The sequence below is a fragment of the Microbulbifer litoralis genome (assembly GCF_023634065.1).
In the GTDB taxonomy this organism is placed as follows: Bacteria; Pseudomonadota; Gammaproteobacteria; order Pseudomonadales; family Cellvibrionaceae; genus Microbulbifer; species Microbulbifer litoralis.
The window spans coordinates 76,184-94,883 of record NZ_JALKCV010000015.1; the positions used below are offsets into that span (position 1 = coordinate 76,184).

Annotated in this window: 18 protein-coding genes; 12 read left to right on the plus strand and 6 right to left on the minus strand. The window is 64.0% G+C overall.

What is annotated here, in order from left to right:
* The 3 genes from MWN76_RS18035 to dnaQ are packed head-to-tail and all read left to right on the plus strand — an operon-like array spanning position 1 to position 1,989.
* Positions 1–789, plus strand: coding sequence for a class I SAM-dependent methyltransferase (locus MWN76_RS18035; RefSeq protein WP_250464034.1), 789 nt, complete (start codon positions 1–3; stop codon positions 787–789).
* A gap of 35 nt (positions 790–824) precedes the next feature.
* Positions 825–1,262, plus strand: coding sequence for a ribonuclease HI (rnhA, locus tag MWN76_RS18040; RefSeq protein WP_250464036.1), 438 nt, complete (start codon positions 825–827; stop codon positions 1,260–1,262).
* Between the two features lies 1 nt (position 1,263).
* Positions 1,264–1,989, plus strand: a complete 726-nt coding sequence (gene dnaQ / locus MWN76_RS18045) for a DNA polymerase III subunit epsilon (protein ID WP_250464038.1) — start codon at positions 1,264–1,266, stop codon at positions 1,987–1,989.
* A gap of 72 nt (positions 1,990–2,061) precedes the next feature.
* Here dnaQ and nhaB read toward each other — a convergent pair whose 3' ends face one another.
* Entirely contained in the window at positions 2,062–3,597 is a 1,536-nt protein-coding gene (nhaB, locus tag MWN76_RS18050; RefSeq protein WP_250464041.1) for a sodium/proton antiporter NhaB, read from the minus strand.
* 506 nt (positions 3,598–4,103) lie between these two features.
* Between nhaB and MWN76_RS18055 the strand changes: the two genes are divergently transcribed.
* The 7 genes from MWN76_RS18055 (at position 4,104) to MWN76_RS18085 (ending at position 11,763) form a co-directional block, all read left to right on the plus strand.
* Positions 4,104–5,801 (plus strand): FimL-related protein, encoded by a 1,698-nt coding sequence (locus MWN76_RS18055; protein WP_250464043.1) that lies wholly within the window; start codon positions 4,104–4,106, stop codon positions 5,799–5,801.
* Between the two features lie 12 nt (positions 5,802–5,813).
* Positions 5,814–6,623 (plus strand): NAD(+) diphosphatase, encoded by an 810-nt coding sequence (gene nudC / locus MWN76_RS18060; protein ID WP_250464045.1) that lies wholly within the window; start codon positions 5,814–5,816, stop codon positions 6,621–6,623.
* An 18-nt stretch (positions 6,624–6,641) separates the two neighbouring features.
* Complete coding sequence (locus MWN76_RS18065; protein ID WP_250464047.1) at positions 6,642–7,292, plus strand: cation/multidrug efflux pump; 651 nt, start codon at positions 6,642–6,644, stop codon at positions 7,290–7,292.
* A 33-nt stretch (positions 7,293–7,325) separates the two neighbouring features.
* The gene (gene sohB / locus MWN76_RS18070; RefSeq protein ID WP_250464049.1) at positions 7,326–8,510 is read left to right on the plus strand and encodes a protease SohB; all 1,185 of its coding nucleotides are present in this window, start codon (positions 7,326–7,328) and stop codon (positions 8,508–8,510) included.
* A 100-nt stretch (positions 8,511–8,610) separates the two neighbouring features.
* Entirely contained in the window at positions 8,611–9,612 is a 1,002-nt protein-coding gene (locus MWN76_RS18075; protein WP_250464051.1) for a YhdH/YhfP family quinone oxidoreductase, read from the plus strand.
* A gap of 215 nt (positions 9,613–9,827) precedes the next feature.
* Positions 9,828–11,075 carry a patatin-like phospholipase family protein gene (locus tag MWN76_RS18080; RefSeq protein ID WP_250464053.1) on the plus strand — a complete coding sequence of 416 codons (1,248 nt, stop codon included), beginning with the start codon at positions 9,828–9,830 and terminating at the stop codon, positions 11,073–11,075.
* Positions 11,056–11,763, plus strand: coding sequence for a DUF4919 domain-containing protein (locus MWN76_RS18085; protein WP_250464055.1), 708 nt, complete (start codon positions 11,056–11,058; stop codon positions 11,761–11,763). The genes MWN76_RS18080 and MWN76_RS18085 overlap by 20 nt, the downstream gene beginning before the upstream one ends.
* Positions 11,764–11,854: 91 nt before the next feature.
* Here MWN76_RS18085 and MWN76_RS18090 read toward each other — a convergent pair whose 3' ends face one another.
* The 5 genes from MWN76_RS18090 to MWN76_RS18110 form a co-directional block, all read right to left on the minus strand.
* On the minus strand, positions 11,855–14,068 hold the full coding sequence (locus MWN76_RS18090; protein ID WP_250464057.1) for an ATP-dependent helicase: 2,214 nt from the start codon (positions 14,066–14,068) through the stop codon (positions 11,855–11,857).
* Positions 14,069–14,151: 83 nt separating this feature from the next.
* On the minus strand, positions 14,152–15,870 hold the full coding sequence (locus MWN76_RS18095) for a SulP family inorganic anion transporter (protein ID WP_250464059.1): 1,719 nt from the start codon (positions 15,868–15,870) through the stop codon (positions 14,152–14,154).
* An 81-nt stretch (positions 15,871–15,951) separates the two neighbouring features.
* A complete protein-coding gene (locus tag MWN76_RS18100; protein WP_250464061.1) occupies positions 15,952–16,371 on the minus strand; it encodes a YeeE/YedE family protein in 420 nt (139 codons plus the stop codon).
* 4 nt (positions 16,372–16,375) lie between these two features.
* Positions 16,376–16,810 carry a YeeE/YedE family protein gene (locus tag MWN76_RS18105; protein WP_250464063.1) on the minus strand — a complete coding sequence of 145 codons (435 nt, stop codon included), beginning with the start codon at positions 16,808–16,810 and terminating at the stop codon, positions 16,376–16,378.
* Between the two features lie 9 nt (positions 16,811–16,819).
* The gene (locus MWN76_RS18110; RefSeq protein ID WP_250464065.1) at positions 16,820–17,134 is read right to left on the minus strand and encodes an ArsR/SmtB family transcription factor; all 315 of its coding nucleotides are present in this window, start codon (positions 17,132–17,134) and stop codon (positions 16,820–16,822) included.
* Positions 17,135–17,232: 98 nt separating this feature from the next.
* Here MWN76_RS18110 and MWN76_RS18115 point away from each other — a divergent pair, with 98 nt between their 5' ends.
* Together MWN76_RS18115 and MWN76_RS18120 are read left to right on the plus strand one after the other, a co-directional pair.
* The gene (locus MWN76_RS18115; protein ID WP_250464067.1) at positions 17,233–18,111 is read left to right on the plus strand and encodes an MBL fold metallo-hydrolase; all 879 of its coding nucleotides are present in this window, start codon (positions 17,233–17,235) and stop codon (positions 18,109–18,111) included.
* A gap of 178 nt (positions 18,112–18,289) precedes the next feature.
* The gene (locus MWN76_RS18120; RefSeq protein ID WP_250464069.1) at positions 18,290–18,697 is read left to right on the plus strand and encodes a protein tyrosine phosphatase family protein; all 408 of its coding nucleotides are present in this window, start codon (positions 18,290–18,292) and stop codon (positions 18,695–18,697) included.
* Positions 18,698–18,700 lie beyond the last annotated feature (3 nt).

Consider the following 18,700-nt stretch of genomic DNA (forward strand, 5'->3'; position numbering starts at 1 on the left):
ATGGCCAAACAGTCCCTATGGGGTCGCAAAAACGGGCCCCGCTCCCTGGCGGATTCCTGTCCGGGTCTGGCGCGCTGGTTCGATAGCGGCCTGGGCCGGGAAATTCTCAGCCAGCAACTGGCGCTGGCGCAGCCGCTGGTGGAGCGCCTGTTCGGCTACCACCTGATGCAGGCCGGTGTTACCAGCGCGGTCGATTTCTCGGCCTGCAGTCGCATCAATCACCGTTTCCGGCTCAGTCCCACGCCCGAGCAGGGCGGTGCCGCACTGGTGGAATTCGAGCAGTTGCCCCTGCCGTCGGAATCCATCGATGTGGTGCTGCTGCACCACCTGCTGGACTTCTCCAGCCACCCGCACCAGGTTCTGCGGGAAGCGGGTCGGGTGTTGATCCCCGGCGGCCACCTGGTGCTGATCGGCTTCAACCCATTCTCGCTGCTGGGATTGTCGCGGGTACTCTTCTCGGGCGGCGCGCACCAGCGCGGCAACCAGCTGCGGGCAGCGCGCCTTGCGGACTGGATGAACCTGCTGGACCTGCAGGCCAGTACCCTTGAGCGGGGCTTCTTCCGCCTGCCCCTGCAGCAGCGCGAACTGCTGGCCAAGACCACCTGGATGGAGCGGCTCGGCGCCCGCTGGCGCTTGCCTTGCGGGGGCTTTTACATCATAGTCGCGCGCAAAGAGGTGGCGCGTATGCGCACCATCAAGCTGAATTGGCGCGGCGACAGGAAGCCTGCGCTGACGGCGGTGCCATCGAGTCCGCGCGTGGCCGCGCGCCGCCGACACCGAAAACACTGAGGTCACACCGGGCCGGAAAAAGACAAGCGATCACGTTGAAAGAAGTCACCATCTACACCGACGGCGCCTGCCGCGGCAATCCCGGCCCGGGTGGCTGGGGAGCGCTGCTGGTTCACGGCGACCGCGAGCGCGAAATATTCGGCGGCGAAGGCCATACAACCAATAACCGTATGGAGTTGCTCGCGGCTATCAGGGCTCTGCAGGCCCTGAAACAGCATTGCCGGGTCGATCTGCATACCGATTCCCAGTACCTGCGCCAGGGCATTACCAGCTGGATTCACGGCTGGAAAAAGAACGGTTGGAAGACATCCAGCAAGAAGCCGGTCAAGAACGCCGATCTCTGGCGTGAACTGGACGACAGCATCGCGGATCATGAAGTGCACTGGCACTGGGTAAAAGGGCACGCTGGTCACCCGGGCAACGAGCGTGCCGACCAGTTGGCCAACCGCGGCATCGACGAACTGGAGGATTGAGATGCGCCAGGTAGTTCTGGATACCGAAACCACCGGCCTCGACCCGAAAAGCGGTCATCGCATTATCGAGATCGGTTGTGTGGAACTGGTCAATCGCAAGCTGACCGGCCGCCACTATCACCAGTATATAAACCCGGAGCGCGAGGTCGACGACGGTGCCATCGAGGTACACGGCATCACCAACGAATTCCTGGAGGACAAACCGGTATTCGCACAGGTCGCCGACGAGTTCATGGCGTTCTGTGAGGGCGCCGAGCTGGTGATCCACAACGCACCCTTCGACGTCGGCTTTATCAACTGGGAGCTGAAATGGCTCGGCAGCCCGCGCTGGCAGAATGTGGCCGCGCACTGCAGCGTGCTGGATACCCTGGCACTGGCGCGGGAAAAGCACCCGGGGCAGAAGAACAACCTGGACGTGCTGTGCAAGCGCTACTTCGTCGACAACTCCCAGCGCGATCTCCACGGCGCCCTGCTGGATGCGGAAATCCTCGCCGACGTCTACCTGATGATGACCGGTGGCCAGACAGACCTGGCCCTGGGGCAGAACGACGATCAGCAGGCGGAAGGCGATGAGGGGAGTGAGCAGCATCTGGCGACGCCGGGTATTCGCCGCCTGTCACGGGAGCGGGCGCCACTGAGTGTGGTGGCGGCGTCGGCCGAGGAGACGCGGGCCCACGAGGAGATGCTGGTGGAGCTTGAGAAGTCGGCCGGCAAACACTTCTGGTAAGCCGGTCGGCGAAAATATCCAGATACAAAAAAGCGGACGCGAGAGCGTCCGCTTTTTTGTTTGCGGCGGCAATTAACCGACTATGAATATCACCGATACCAGTGCCACGGCGCTCAGCACCAGGGTATAGGGCAGTGCCATCAGCACCATGCGCCCGTAGGACAGCCGGATCAGCGGCGCCAGTGCGGAAGTGAGCAGGAACAGGAAGGCGGCCTGGCCGTTGGGCGTCGCTACGCTCGGCAGGTTGGTGCCGGTATTGATGGCAATGGCGAGCTTGTCGAAATGTTCGCGGGTGATCTCGCCGGCGGTGAGTGCCGTCTTCACTTCATTGATATACACCGTCGCCACAAATACGTTATCGCTGATCATCGACAGGATACCGTTGGCCAGGAACAGCATGCCGGGCTGTTGTTGGGGCTCCAGGCCGAGTACGAAATGCGTGACCGGTTCAAACAGGTGCTGCTCGTGAATCACCGCCACGACCGCGAAAAATACCACCAGCAGGGAGGTGAATGGCAGCGCTTCCTCGAAGGCGTGGCCGATGCGCGCCTCCTGCACCACGCCGTTGAATGAAGTCAGCAACACAATGATCATCAGGCCGATGATGCCGACTTCGGCTACGTGGAAGGCCAGTGACAATACCAGCAGGATGGCCACCAGCCCCTGTATCCAGAGTTCTGCGCTGTCACTGGCGGTGCGTTTCTTTTCCTGCTCGGTGGCGAAGTTCACCAGAACCTCGCGCACTGCGCTCGGCAGCTTGGCACCGTAGCCGCAGATGCCGGTTTTTTCCAGTAGCACGCAGGTAAGCAGGCCGGCGGCGAAGGCGGGCATGGTGACCGGCGCCATATTGAGGAAGAATTCCACGAACTCCCAGCCCGCCTTTTCGGCAATCAGCAGGTTCTGCGGCTCGCCCACCAGGGTGCAGACACCGCCCAGGGCGGTGCCCACGGCCCCGTGCATGATCAGGCTGCGGAGGAAGGCGCGGAACTGGTCCAGATCCTCGCGGTGGTATTCCACGATGTGTTCGTCATCGGCGTGGTCGTGATCGTGCTGGTGTGGCCGGTTGCTCGCCACGCGGTGGTAGACCGAATAAAAGCCGACCGCCACGGCGATCAGTACCGCGGTGACCGTGAGCGCGTCGAGAAAGGCCGACAGGACTGCGGCCACGGCGCAAAACAGCAGTGACAGCAGGGCCTTCGAGCGCACGCCGATCAGGATCTTGGTAAAGGTGAACAGCAGCAGGCTCTTCATGAAGTAGATGCCGGCCACCATGAACATCAGCAGCAGAATGACCTCGATGTTTTCCGTCACCTCGTGATAGACCGCGTCGGCGCTCGTCATGCCGAGCAGTACCGCCTCGATGGCCAGCAGGCCGCCGGGCTGCAGCGGGTAGCACTTGAGTGCCATGGCGAGCGTGAAAATAAATTCGCCGACCAGTACCCAACCGGTGAAGAAAGGACCGGTGGCGTAGAGGAGAATCGGGTTGACGATCAGGAATACTGCGATTGTCAGCTTGTACCAGTCGGGTGCCTCGCCGAGAAAATTGTCGGTAAAGGCGCGGGCAAAGTGGCCGTCAGAGGTGGAGAGCGCACTGTTATAGGTATTCATTTGTCGATTACTTCCTTGGTTACCCAAAGGGACCGGATTGACAGCCCCCCAGATGTCGCCGGCTGTCGACGCCGCCGCTGTGTTGGCTGGAGAGCGCGCGGCGCGACGTCGGTCTGCGCAAATCGTGCGCCTGGCGGCGGGAGCGGCAGATGGACGAAGCTGGAAAGCTACCCAATTTGCAGGAAAAATCAAGGGATAGAACGCGATCTGTACCAATCTGGAACCGGTTCCCGACCGCCCTGTGCAGGCCCCGCTGCCCGCGGAGGGCGCCGGCCCTCGGGGACGGGCGTCCGCAGTATTGCCGAAATCGGGCCGGTGGAGGTCGTTTTGTCGATTGTTCGATGGAAATTATTGCCGCAAAGGTGGACTCTTGCGCGGTTTGGTATAAATTGTTTGAACCCTCTCGCAGGTAGCCCCGATTCAATCAGACCCACTCTTGACTGGTTGAGATTTGTACAAAACTCTAAAAATTTCTGTAATTTCTGTAGAGTGCAGCGGTGTAGGCAGTGACTGAATTGCGCGATATCAATATAACTTCCGTAAACTTGGTCCGGGATGAGCTGGTGACGGCCGTGGACGGCGCCGCTTCACATCTGGACCAGTTTGCGGCCGACAACAGTAACAAGGTGTCCCTGGAGCAGTGCATGGCCGCGCTGCGCCAGGTCAGCGGCGTGCTGCAGATGGTGCAGCTGCACGCCGGCGAGCTGCTGGCCCAGGAAATGCTCAGCGCCCTGGCCGACCTGCAGGAAGAACGCCAGGAGGCCGCCGTCGACCTGATGGAGGGCCTGGGTACCGGTTTCTATGTACTGACCCGCTACCTGGATTTCGTGCAGAACCGGGGCACGTCGCGGCCCGAACTCCTGATTCCCTATATCAACAACCTGCGCGCGGCCCGCTCGCAACCGCCGGTACCGGAGAGCCACTTTTTCCGCTGTCGCCTGGATGCCAGCGTGCCGGGCGCGGTGTCCTCGGCGGTGATGTCCGAGGACCTGCGCAATTTCGTGCGGCGCTTCCGGCATATGTACCAGGTGGGCCTGCTGGCACTGTTGCAGGGCAAGCCCTGCAAGCCGGCCTATACCATGATGGCGCGGGCCCTGCAGAGGATCGCCAGTATCTCCGCCGGTCGCCCCAACGGCAGGCTCTGGGCCGTGGCCGGCGCCGCCCTGGGCGGCATGGCATCGCGGGAAATGACCATCAACCGCTCGCGGGTAATGGTATTCAGCATGCTCGACCGGCGACTGCGCGCGCTGCAGAAAGAGGGCGATGCGGTACTCGACCAGCCCGCGCCGCCGGTATTGCTCAAGGAGAGCCTCTACTGGCTGGCCCTGTCCGCCCCCGGGGGGCAGGGCGCCGGGGTGCTGGAGGCCTTCTCCGTGGCCCCGCTGGGCTACAGCGAGACGGAACTGGAGCGCGAGCGGGCCAGCCTCGGCGGTCCCGGTGCCACCGCCATCAACGCCGTCGCCAGTGCCCTGGACGAGGAACTGGCCGGCGTGCGCCGCATGCTCGACGACGCGGAGTTGATCGGCGCCGCCGGTCTCGACGAGGAGGACGGCCTCGCCGGTACCCTGCGCCGCATTGCCAGTACCCTGCAACTGCTGAATTTCAAGCGCGTCGGAGAGGGGCTGCGGGGGGCGATAGACGAATACTGCAGCTGCGCCGGCGCCGGTGGCAGCGCCGCGGAAGCGGCGCTGCAGAAACTGACCGGCCAGGTGCTGATGGTGGACAGTACGGTTCGCGCGCTGCGCCAGAGTTCCAGTATCGACGTGGACGAATTCGGCCACGCCGACCTGGCGCTGGAGCACAGCCAGCTGGCGGAGGCTGAGGTGGCGGTGCTCAAGGAGGCGGAATCCGGCCTGTCCCTGATCAAGCGCGCCCTCGGTTCCTACGCCGAGTCCAACTACGACCACGGCCATATCCGCAATGTGGCCACCACGCTCAACTCGGTGCGCGGCGGTATGGTGGTGCTGAACCTGCGCCACGCCGCGGCGGTGGTCGAGCGGCTGGTGGATTTTGTCGAGGCGGTGGTCGACCAGCGCGATGCGGCACCGCAGATCGAGCAGTCACTGGAGATATTTGCCGATGCGATCATCAGCCTCGAGTACTATCTCGGCGAAGTGAAAATGCACCGCAAGGTGGATGTGCAATCTCTGAACCTGGCGGTGGAAAGCCTCGATGCGCTCGGCTATCCGGTCGAGGTTGCCTGATCCGGAGGTGCCGTGAGCGACCTGTTTGTCCCCGCTGCCAGCGCGCACCCCGCGCCGCGGTTTGCCCGCCATATTGTCATCGCCGACGGCCAGTTGCTGTGTCGCGGCGATGTCTTCCTGCACGTCCAGCCGGTCGCCGCGCCGGTTGTCTCGAGTCACTACCTGGGCGAATTGGCGGGGGAATCCTGTGGTGTGCACCTGCTGTCGCACCGGGTAGAGGTTCCCGGCTGCGAGTGGTGCAACCTGCGCAGCCTGCTGGGGCGCGTCGATGAAATCCACTTTGCCCTGGCCGGGCGCGCCTTGCAGGTGGTCAACTGGGACCGCGACCACCGTTTCTGCGGCCGCTGTGGGCGCGAGACCGAGTACCATGCCAGCGACCGCGCGCGCATCTGCCCCGGTTGCCAGCTGGCGGTATATCCGCGCATATCCCCCTGTGTCATCATGTTGGTCACCCGCGGAGAGGAATGCCTGCTGGCACGCCACGCACACCACCGCCACTCGCTCTACACGGCACTGGCGGGTTTTATCGAGCCGGGTGAGAACGCCGAGCAGGCCCTGAGGCGCGAGGTGCAGGAGGAAGTGGGGTTGGAAGTGGGCGAGAGCCGTTATATCGGCAGCCAGTCCTGGCCCTTTCCCGGCCAGTTGATGTTGGGGTACCTGGCGCAGTGGCGCGCCGGCGAGGTGCAGCCCGATGGCGATGAAATCGCCGAGGCGGATTGGTACCACTACAGTGAACTGCCGGAAATTCCGCCGCCGCAGACCCTGTCGGGACAGTTGATTCGCACCTTTGCCGCCGCCATATCGAAAGCGGGGAAACAGTAACGCGAGCGGAGCATAACAATGTATATCGCCATTACTTTTCTGATAGCGCTGATCGCGCTGTTGCTGGTCTTCTGGGGTGGCCGGGTGCTGATGAAGGGCACCTGGGTGTTCGGTTTTATCCGCGGCAGCATCGGGTTGCTGCTGCTGGCGGTGGCGCTGATGATCGTTCTGGTCGCCGCCGACGTATACAGCTACCGGAACCTGGCCGAGGAACACAGTGTCGGCACCGTGGCCTTCCGCGAACTCGGCGCTCAACACTACGAGGCCAAGTTCTCCGATGAGGACGGCCTCGCGCAGCGTTTCGAGCTGCACGGCGACCAGTGGCAGCTGGACGCGCGCCTGCTGAAGTGGAAGGGCCCGTTGGCGCGCTGGGGAATCCAGCCGGCCTACCGGCTGGACCGGCTCAGTGGCCGCTACCTGACCCTGCAGGACGAGCGCAGCAAACAGCGGACTGTCCACCAGCTCACCGGCAGCAATTACGGCGTCGACGTCTGGCAGTCCCTGCGCAGCATCGACAGGAAACTGTCTTTCGTGGATGCCGTATACGGCAGCGCGACATTCCTGCCGATGGAGGACGGTGCTGTCTACGATGTGCGGATCTCGCACAGCGGCCTGCTCGCGCGCCCGCTGAACCAGCAGGCCAGCTCGGCGCTCGAAGCCTGGCAGTAAGCCGCCCCTTTCAATTTTCAGACTGGAGTCTCAGTGGAATTTCTCAGTGAATACGGCCTGTTTCTGGCCAAAGTGGTAACCATCGTTGTCGCACTGCTGGTGCTGGTTGGTTTTATCGTCGCCAACCGGGAGCAACTGAAAGAGCGGGTGCATGGGCATATTCACGTCACCCGCCTGAACGACCGCTACGAACAGATGAAAGAGACCCTGCTCGAGGCGGTGATGGACAAGCACGAGTTTGCCAGCCGCCAGAAAAAGCATGCCAGGGAAAAGAAAGCGGAGGAAAAAGCGCAGCGGAAAAAGCACAAGGCCGAGCTGAAAAAGAAACCGCGCGAGAAAGTGCAGCACAAGGGGCTGGAAAGCACCGAAACACCGCTGCCGGAACAGGGCGAGGCCGATGCGGAGAGCGGCGAACCACACAGTTCCGCACTGGTGACGGAGAAACCCGGCGGTGAACGCAAGCGCATTTTCGTGTTGCATTTTGACGGCGATATCAAAGCCAGTGCGCTCGATCACCTGCGCGAGGAGGTCACTGCGATACTGCAGGTGGCGGAGCCGGGGGATGAAGTGTTGCTGTGTCTCGAGAGCCCCGGCGGTATGGTGGCCAACTACGGCCTCGCCGCCAGCCAGTTGACACGCGTGCGCAGCGCGGGCATCCAGCTCACCATCGCCGTGGACAAGGTGGCGGCCAGCGGCGGCTATATGATGGCCTGTGTCGGTGACCGCATCCTGGCCGCACCCTTTGCGATGCTGGGTTCCATCGGCGTGCTGGCGCAGCTGCCCAACTTCAACCGCCTGCTGAAACGCCACGATGTGGATTTCGAGCTGTTTACCGCCGGCGAGTACAAGCGCACCGTCACCATGTTCGGCGAGAACACGGAAGAGGGCAAAGAGAAATTCCAGAGTGACCTGGAGGAGATACACGCGCTTTTCCAGCACTTTGTCGGCGAGTACCGGCCGGGCCTGGATGTGGCGAAGGTCGCTACCGGCGAAGTCTGGTTCGGCCAGCGCGCGCTCGACCTGGGGTTGGTGGACGAGCTGAAAACCTCGGACGAATACCTGACCAGCTGCGCCAGGGACGCCGACCTCTACCAGGTGGAATACAAGGAAAAGGCGAACATCGCCAAGAAAATCGGCCTGGCGGCGCAGTCCGGTGTCGAGGCGGCAACCATGCGGCTGTTCTCGCGGCTGGAGGCCTGGCGGCACCAGGCCCAATAGTGGTCAATGAGAGGCGGTCAATGCGGGGCCGTCCCATTCTCCATCGGTAAAAGAGAGCGCGCTTCGAGCGGTAATCCAAGCAGCTTATCGGGTTGGTTTTATGGAAAAAACTTTTCGTGCAATCCTCGTGGATGAAGTGGCTGCCGGCAAATACGACCAGCAGCTGGTGGAGCGGCGGCTGGACCAGCTGCCGGACAATCCGCTGTTGCTGGCGGTATCGCACTCGTCGCTGAACTACAAGGATGCACTGTCCGCATTCGGCAATCGCGCCATCACCCGCGTCTATCCGCACACACCCGGTATCGACGCCGTCGGCAGTGTGGTCGAGGACAAGAGCGGCACCTACGCGCGCGGCCGGCAACTGCTGGTCACCGGTTACGACCTGGGCATGAATACGCCCGGCGGCCTCGCCGAGCGCATCGCCATCCCCGCCGGTTGGGCGCTGCCGCTGCCGGAGGGGCTCAGTGCGCGCGAATCGATGATTCTCGGCACCGCGGGGCTTACGGCGGCCCTGTGCGTCGAGAAGCTGCTGGAGGCGGGGGCCGGGCCGGAGGATGGCGAGGTGCTGGTCACCGGTGCCACCGGCGGTGTCGGCTCCATTGCCGTGTCGCTGCTGGCACACCTGGGGTTCCGGGTGGCGGCGGTGACCGGCAAGCTCGAGTCGGCGGAGTTCCTGACCGGTCTCGGCGCCTGGAAAGTGCTCGACCGCGACACGCTGGCGCCCTTCGCCAGCAAGGCGATGGCCAAGCCCCTGTGGGCCTGGGCCGTGGATACCGTCGGCGGCGAGACGCTGTTCAATGTGATCAAATCCCTGTCCTACGGCGGCGGCGTCGCGGCCTGCGGCATGGCTTCCGGCGCGCAGTTCCAGGCCAATGTCTTCCCCTTTATCCTGCGCGGTATCAGCCTGCTCGGTGTCGACAGCGTCGAGTTGCCGCTGGAGAAAAAGGCCGCGGTGTGGGAGAAACTGGCCGGCGACTGGTATATCGGCGAACAGCTCGATCGCCTGGCGGAGGATATTTCCCTGGAGCAGGCGCCGGAATTCCTGGCCCGGCTGCACCGAGGGCACGGTATCGGTCGCTATGTCGTCGATATGTCGCGCTGATCGGGACGGCTGCCAGGTTGGCAGGGCGCCCGGCGCCCGCCAATCTGTGACCAGGTTCTCTATCGGGTCACGCAGGTGTATGCCGGCGCCTGCTATGCTTGTTGCCCCGGCCGTCAGTCGTATTGGGGGACGGGGTTCGCAGAGCATAGTATTTGGCAATGTGTTGGTCTGTATATTGCTGCTATTGGTAGAACAAATTGTCTTCGAATAACGAATTGCCAAAGCTCACGCACCAGTCGAGCGCGCTGGTTCTCTCCGGCGGCGGCGCCCGTGCCGCCTACCAGGCCGGGGTGCTGAAGGCGCTGGCGGAACTGACGCCGGAAAGCAATCCCAATCCATTCCAGATTATCTGTGGTACCTCCGCCGGCGCCGTCAACGCGCTGCTGCTCGCCACCCACCCGGGCACTTTCCGGGAGGCGGTCGATCGCCTCTGCGACCTGTGGCTGCAACTGACGGTGGACCAGATCTACCGCAGCAGCTGGCGCAGCCTGCTGGGCAATATGTTCACCATCACCCGCTCGCTGTTCAACCAGGGGGTGGCGCGCCAGCGCCCGCTGGCGCTGCTGGACAATGCACCGCTGCGGGAACTGGTGGAGGAGGTGATCCACTTCCGGAATATTCCCCTCAATATCGCCGAGGGACGCCTGCGCGCGGTGAGTGTCAACGCGCTGTCCTACAGCGAGGGCGAATCGGTCAGTTTCTTCCAGGGTGTGGAGGAGTTGCGCGAGTGGCGCCGTTTTCGCCGCTACGGTGTGCGCACGGAGCTGACAGTCGACCACCTGATGGCCTCGGCGGCGATTCCGACGCTTTTCTCCACGGTGCAGATCGGCAACGACTATTTCGGCGATGGCGCCGTGCGCCAGCTGGCGCCAATCAGCCCGGCGCTGCATTTGGGCGCCAACCGCGTATTCGTGGTCGGGGTGTCGGACAACCGCTCACCGGTGCACTGGGGCAAGCGGCGCATCAAGACACAGCGGCACTCGCCGTCGATCGCGCAGATCGCCGGCCAGCTGTTCAATGCGGCCTTTATCGACAGCCTGGAGGGGGATCTGGAGCATCTCGACAGGGTCAACCTGCTGCTGGATTCGGTAGCGGCGGACAAACTGGAAGGCCTGACGCCGCTGCGGCCGGTGGAATCGGCGGTGATCGAACCGTCCCAGAGCCTCGACCGGCTGGCCGGTCGCAAGGTGCGCCACCTGCCGCCGGCGTTGCGCTGGTTGTTCCGCTCCACCGGCGCCACCACTTCCGGTGGCGGGGCATCGGCCGCCAGTTATCTGCTGTTCGAGAAACCCTTTCTCGGGGAGCTGATCGAACTCGGTTATCAGGATGCCATGTGGGAGCAGGACAAGCTGCGGGAATTTCTACGGCCGAATGTGGCGGAAGTGGAGACGGAGCGCAGGAACCTGTTCGGCATCAAAGTAAAAAATGTAACGGAAGCAGCCAATGGCAATTCGCAATCGTAAATCCGGCGCCTGGCTGGCGCCGCTGATCCTGGCAACCCTGGTGTCGGCCTGTAGTGCGCCGGGAGTGCAACAGGCGGACAGGGACAACGCCGCGCAACAGGGCGGGCAGCCGCCGCATCCTGCAGCGCTCAGCGAGTACCGGCGCCTGCTGGCGGAAGCACAGCAATTGTCCTTCACACTGGATTTCAACCAGCTGCGCCGCGCCTTCGTGGAGTCCGCAGAGTACAACCCCCACGGCGGGGTCGAGCTGGCCGGCCTGCCGGAGGCCTACGAGTCGGTGGAGCAGTCGAAATTCGACGAGTGCCTGCAGCATGTGGATGAGGTGCTGGCGCGCAATTATATGAGCCTGGAGGCACATATGATCGGTGTCGTCTGCAGCGGTCGCAGCGCCGATATGGAACGCGAGGACCGCCACCGCTATATGGTCGAGGGATTGATGGGCTCGATCGAGAGCAGCGGCGACGGCCGCAGCCAGGAGAGCGCCTACCAGACCATCAGCACCTCGGAATTGCGCGGTTTCGTGCGGCTGAAAGGGCTGCAGGTGCTGGATCAGTCACTGGTCTACGACCAGCAGGGCGTCTACGACAAGATGCAGGTGCGCGACCCCGAATCCGGCGACGAATACCCGCTGTATTTCAATGTCAGCGAGCAGTTTGCGCACAGCGTGGACACCGCTGGCGGTGAGTAGTAAGCGGCGCCTGCCGGCTGAAAACTTCGCGCCGTCTTCCCGGATTCCGCTGCGCTTCATCCGGGCTACGCTCGGGTGTGCCGCCGGGAATTTACATCAGGTGTTGCTGTAGCTTTTCCCAGTCGAAGCGCCGCGTCTGCTTGTCGCTGAACAGGATTTCCAGCCTTTCGTCTTCCCACTTGATCACCCGCCCGTGACCGAGTTTGCGGTGGCGGATGCCGTCGCCGACCGCCGGTCTGCGCATGGGCGCGCGCGGGCCCTCGATGTCCGGATTGTAGCCGCAGGCCTCCAGGTAGTGCAGCGCCTGCCGGGTGACCGGGACATCGCTTTGCACCCTGTCCGGGCGCTCGCGCAGGGCGTCTGCCATCAACCGGCACAGTGGCAGCTGCATCTCCTCCAGAAACAGCGATGGCTGTTGTTCATCGACGGCCTTGCTGTCCGCGGCCGGTGCCAGCAGGGTGAGCTGCCGGCGGGCGCGGGTCATGGCCACGTACATCAGGCGCCGCTCGCTCTCCATCGATGCCGGCGTGGAGAAATCCCGCTGTGGCTGGTAGGGCATATTGTGCTGGGTCAGCGACGGGATGATGACCCGGTCCCACTCCAGCCCCTTGGCCTGGTGCATGGTGGTGATCAGCACCGCCTCGGCGGAGGACTGCTCGCCCTCGCGGTGCTGGCGCTGCAGTTCCTGCAGCTGTGCCAGCGCGTCGGCGGGCTTCTGTTTCAGGTGGTCGAGAAACTGCACGAAGGCGAGCACCGTCTGCTGCCGCTCCTCTCCCTGCTGGCGGGTAAAGCTGTCGTCGGCGATACCGGTCAGGTAGTCCAGCGCGCCCAACTGCCGACGCAGCAGCTCGCCGGCCAGGCCGCGCCAGTTTTCCATTTCCATCAGCAGCTCGGCGCGCTTGCGCAGCCGTTTCAGTTGCGGCTTGCTGAGGTTGTCCGGCACCAGTGACATCATGTGCAGGCCCCAGCCGTCGTCGCGCTTTGCCAGCTCCCCACAGAGTGGCTCCAGCTGCTTGCGGGCAATGCGGATATGCGGTGCGGTCAGCCATTCGTAAAGCCCCTGCTGGCGGCGCGCCGGGGGCAAATCGGCAAAGCGCCCGGAGGCGATATTCAGGCTCCAGAACAGCGGCCGCAATTCGCGCCGCGAGAGCACCGTGTTGCGACTGCCGGAGCGGTAGGGGATATTCGCGGCCAGCAGCGCCAGTTCGATCGGTGCGGCCACGGACCAGAGCCGCACCAGGATCGCAACCTGGTCCAGCGGCTGTTCCTGCAGCTGTGCCCGGCGGATCTCCTCCACCAGCCAGCGGGTTTCCTTTGCCGTCTGTACCAGCTGGATATCCGTCTGGCGTTCGCCGTCGGCGGACACACAGAATATATCGGCGCGCTCGCGGTTGTTCTCGATAAAGTGATTGGCGGCCATCGACAGCTGGTGGCCGTAGCGGAAGGTGCGGCTCAGGTGATAGATATTCGACGGCGGGAAATCGCCGTCGAAAAACTTCAGCAGGTAGTCCGGCTTGGAGCCGCGCCACTCGTAGATGGTCTGGTCCGGGTCGCCGATGGCGATCACATTGCCGGACTTGCCGTATACGACCCGCAGCAGGAAGTGCTGCACTTCGTTGATATCCTGGTACTCGTCCACCAGGATATCCTCGTAAAAGCTGCCGTACTGCTCGGCGATGCCGGGTTCCAGGCTCAGCAGCATGGCCGGGTCGTAGATCAGGTCGGCATAGGTCACCGCCCGCTGGCTGCGCCGCCACTCCTCGAAGGTGCGGAATACCTTGAGAAAGTACATGTAGCCGTCGCCGAGCTTGAGCTCGTGCAGTGCGTCCAGGTCGCCGCGCAGAATCGTCTTGGTGTAATCGATGAAGTACTCCGCCGCCTCGATCTCCGACTGTTTGCGCGCGCGGATCTCCTCCAGTTCATAGGGTGGTGCACAGGCCTCGATAGCCTTCCAGACCTGCAGCTGTACCGTGGATTGGGGCAGGGGCGTGAGGTTGGCTGGGGCGATATGGCGGTTGTCGATCATCCGCTGGTAGAGGCGGTAGCCGAGGCTGTGGAAGGTGTGCACCGGGGGTGTTTCGCCGCGCACCAGTTGCCGCAGCCGCTGGCTGAAATCCTCGCGCGCGCTGCGGTTGTACATCAGCACCAGCATGCGGGCGGGGGCGGTGCCCGACTGCAGGCGCTTGTCGATGTAGTGCAGCAGTGCCGTGGTTTTGCCGGAGCCCGCCACCGCGATGATCTTGGCGTGGCCGCCGGGGTGGTCGGCAATGGCCTGCTGTTCTTCCGTAAGTGCGGGTGCCTGCATGGAGTCGGGTCGTCCAAATACTGGATATTTTGCCAGTATTGCGGGTGTGGGCACAAGTTGCGGGAGCCTGCCGTGCAGGGTGTTCAGGCCTCGGTAGCGGAATCCCCCCGCCGCAGCGCCAGCTCGGCGATATAGGAGGACAGGAACACCCGCCCGTTCAGCTCCTCGAGAAATTTCGAGCGCCCCAGCCGGTCCAGTACCGGCCCCTTGACCTCCGACAGGTGCAGGCCGATATCGCGATCGCGCAGGTCCCGGTTGACCTGTTGCAGCCGCTCCAGCGCGGTGCCGTCGATGCGGCTTACCGACGACAGTATCAGTACCAGTTCGCGCACATCCGCATGCCGTTTCAGTTCGCTCAGTATGCGTTCCTCCACGGCGCTGATATTGCTGAAAAATAGGCTCTCGTCGATACGCAGGAACAGGATGTCCGGCAGCGTATCCACCGTGTGCCGCAGTACATTGCGGAAGTGTTCGGTGCCCGGTACCCGCCCCACCACGGCGATGTGCGGCCGGCTGCTGCGCCAGATCAGGGTGGCGAAGGACAGGCCGATACCGAGCCCGATACCCGCCTCCACACCGAACAGCAGCACGCCGAGGAAGGTGCCGGCCATGGCCAGGCCGTCGGTGCGGTCGTAGCGCCAGTTGTGCACGAAGCCGCGCGCGTCGATCAGGCCGGCGGCGGCGACGATGATGGTGGCGGCCAGCACCGTCAGTGGCAGCTCGGTGAACAGCGGCGTCAGGAACAGCAGCACCAGCGCCATCAGTGCCGCGGCGATCAGGCCGCTCATCGGCGAGACGGCGCCGGCCTCGTCGTTGATCGCGGTGCGGGCGAAGCTGCCGGTGACGGCGAAACCGCCGGACAGGGCGCTGAACAGGTTGGCTGCGCCCAGGCCGCGCAGTTCCGCATCGGCGTTCAGCCGCTGGCGGCGGCGCAGGGCGATGGCGTGGGCGATCGACAGGCTCTCGACAAACCCCAGCAGCGCGATGACCAGCGCCGGCAGCAGCAGCCGGTGGGTCAGGTTCCAGTCGAACGCCGGCAAGGTGAGTGCGGGCAGGCCCGGCGGAATTTTTCCCACCACCGCCATCTCTTTTTCCAGGTGCAGGATCGCCGTCAGCGCGATGGCGGCCAGCACCACCAGCATCGGCGCCAGCCGCGCCAGCAGCCGCGCGTTGTGCGCGCGCATACCCATTTTGACCAGGGTGATACCGAGCCAGAACTTGGCCGACACCAGGATCAGAACCGCGCCGACCCCCAGCGCCGCTGTCAGGGGCACAGCTTCGGGCAGGTGGGCGAGGGTGCTGACCAGTAGCTGCAGCGCCGTGTCGCCGTCGCTTTCCACGCCCACCAGGGGACTGATCTGGCCGATGATGATCAGCGCCGCGGCGCCGGAGACGAAGCCGCTGATGACCGGGTGGCTCAGCAGGTTGGAGAGGGCGCCCAGGCGCATCAGGCCCATGGCGAACAGGAAGAAGCCGCTGAGCGCCGCCAGCAGCACGGCGCCGGCGATATATTCCGCGCTGCCGGGCGCCGCCAGCGGCGTCAGTGCGGAGGCGGTCATCAGCGCCAGCACCGCCACGGGCCCCACCGACAGCACCGAGCTGGAGCCGAACAGCGCGTAGCCGACCAGCGGCAGCAGGCTGGCGTAGAGGCCGATATGCGGCGGCAGGCCGGCGAGCGCGGCGTAGGCCAGCGCCTGCGGCACCAGCATCATGGTGGCCACCAGCGCGGCGGTCGCGTCTCCCGCCAGCCATTGGCGCCGGTAGTTTTTCAGCCAGTCGGGTATCAGTTTATTCGCGCGCATATCCGCGATTATTCCATGGCCGTGGCACGGATGCAGACTGAAAAGATAGACGGGAATTGTCGCCGCGGCGGCCCGGGCATGTCAGCCACGCCGGCCGGCCAGCTGGAACAGCCCCATACCGGCCAGCATGGCGGCGGTAAAGACAATGGCCTTCAGCGCGCCGGCACCGCTGGCGACGATGGCCGGCCCCGGGCAGAAGCCCGCCAGGCCCCAGCCGATACCGAACAGCAGGCTGCCGATCACCAGCGGCCGGTCGATATCGCGCCGCCTGGGCAGCTGCATCGGCGCGCCCAGCAGGGACAGCGTGCGCCGCCGGGTCAGTTGGAACACCGGCAGGCCCACGGCGATGGCGCCGGCCATCACCAGTCCCAGGGACGGATCCCAGGCGCCGAACAGGTCGAGGAACGCCAGCACCTTGTGCGGGTTGGCCATGCCGGACAGCAGCAGGCCCAGGCCGAACACCAGTCCGGCGGCGAAGGCGGAGAGATCATACTTTTTCATCGCATCAGGCTCCCGGCAGATGGCGGACGACATACACGGTGGCGAAACCGGCGCCCATAAACAGCAGCGTGGCGACCAGGGAGCGCGGCGACAGCCGCGACAGGCCGCAGACGCCGTGGCCGCTGGTACAGCCGGAGCCGTAGCGGGTGCCGATGCCCACCAGCAACCCGGCGGCGACCAGCAGGGGGTAGCCGGCGTCGATGCGGATCGGCGGCAGCGCCGCGAACAGGCCCCACAGCCCCGGTGCCAGCAGCAGTCCGGCGACAAACGCCAGCCGCCAGCCGGTTTCACCCGCTGTGGGCTTCAGCAGGCCGCCGACAATACCGGAGATACCGGCGATACGGCCGTTGGCCAACAGCAGCAGGGCCGTCGCCAGTCCGATCAGTGCGCCGCCGGCGAGGGCGGACAGCGGCGTGAAGGCATTCCAGTCTATGTTCATGTTTGGCAGTTACTTCGCACAGTAGAGTTGATACAGGGTCTGCAGCAGCGCCAGTATCCGCCGGTCTGCGACCCGGTAGTAGATGCGTTTGCCTTCCCTGCGGGTGGATACCAGCCCCTCGCGGCGCAACACGCCCAGCTGCTGCGAAAGACTCGGCTGGCGAATCTGCAGGCGCTCTTCCAGGTCGCCCACGCACAACTCCTCCTGGCTCAACTGGCACAGCAGCAGCAGGCGGTCGCGGTTGCCCAGGGAGCGCAGCGCGGCTGCCGCCTGGTCGGCCGAGGCGAGCATCTTGTCGAGGTCGATATCCGAAGTGTCGGGCATGGCGGTGGCAGTTCAAATGATTTACAGATTTATATTATATTGATTTGTATAGTGTATACAAATATAGTGTTGCCAATACCGAAATCGGGAGACGAATCATGTCCGCAAGCAAGCCTGTCACCCAGGTGCAGCCCTTTCTCGATCCGGACACCGAAACCTGGAGCTATGTGGTCTACGACCATCCGGGTGGTTCCGCCGCGGTGGTGGATCCGGTGCTGGATTTCGATGCCCCGTCGGGTCATACCGGCACCGGCGGCGCCAAGGCCATTATCGAATTCCTGCACCGGGAGAAGCTGACCGTCGAGTGGGTACTGGAGACCCACGCCCACGCGGATCACCTGTCGGCGGCGCCCTTTGTGCGCCAGCAGGTCGGTGGCAGTATTGCCATCGGCGACCGGATCACGGAGGTGCAGGCCATTTTTCGCGAGGTGTTCAACCTGGAAAAGGCGTTCCTGGTCGATGGCAGCCAGTTCGACCACCTGTTCCGCGACGGCGATACCTTCCGCGTCGGTGCACTGGAGGCGCGTGTCATCTATGCGCCGGGCCACACACCGGCGGATATGGCCTGGCTGATCGGCGATGCGCTGTTTGTCGGCGACACCCTGTTTATGCCGGACGTGGGCAGCGCCCGCTGCGATTTTCCCGGCGGCGATGCGGCCACCCTGTACCGCTCGGTGCAGAAGCTGCTGGAACTGCCGGAAGAGACACGTATGTTCATGTGTCACGATTACCCGCCGGCCGGTGGCCGCAGGCACCGCTGCGAAACCACGGTGGGCGAACAGAAACGCAATAACATCCATCTGCACCAGAGTGTCAGCGAGGCGGAGTTCGTCGCCATGCGCAATAAGCGCGACGCAACGCTGCCGATGCCGCGGCTGATCATTCCGTCCATCCAGGTCAATATTCGCGCGGGCCAGATGCCGCCGGCGGAAGACAACGGCACCGTCTATTTGAAAGTGCCGATCAACAAACTCTGATCGCGCATAGACCGGATAGTTACAGGCGTAGCCCGGATGGAGTGCAGCGGATCCGGGACAGGGGGTCGGCACCACAATCCCGGATTCCGGCGCTGCGCGCCTCCATCCGGGCTACGCCCTTTCATCGCGGTAAACTCCTGACTTGAGCGACTAAAGCGTGCGAAAAGCTGAGGTAAATATGCATATCAAACAGCTCGACGAGCAGGTCAGTGTCTCGGCGCAGTTCAGCTGCGACGCCATGGCCGAACTGGCCGCATCCGGTGTGCAGGTGATTGTCTGCAACCGTCCCGAGGGAGAGACCGAAGACCAGCCGACGTATGCGGCAATGGAAAGTGCCGCGGCGGAGCAGGGCATGGCGTTCGTGGCCATCCCCTTCGCCCGCATGACCGCGGATCACTGCCGGCAGTTCGGCGAACTGCTCGACAGCGGCAAAAAGATCCACGCCTTCTGCCGCACCGGCAACCGCTCGTGTAACGTCTGGGCCGGTGCCCGGCTGTTGGCCGGCGCGGACGGGAAATCGCTGCTGAAAAGCGCCGGCGGCGCCGGTTTCGATATCAGCGGCGTGCTGGTGGCGATGGACCACTAGCGT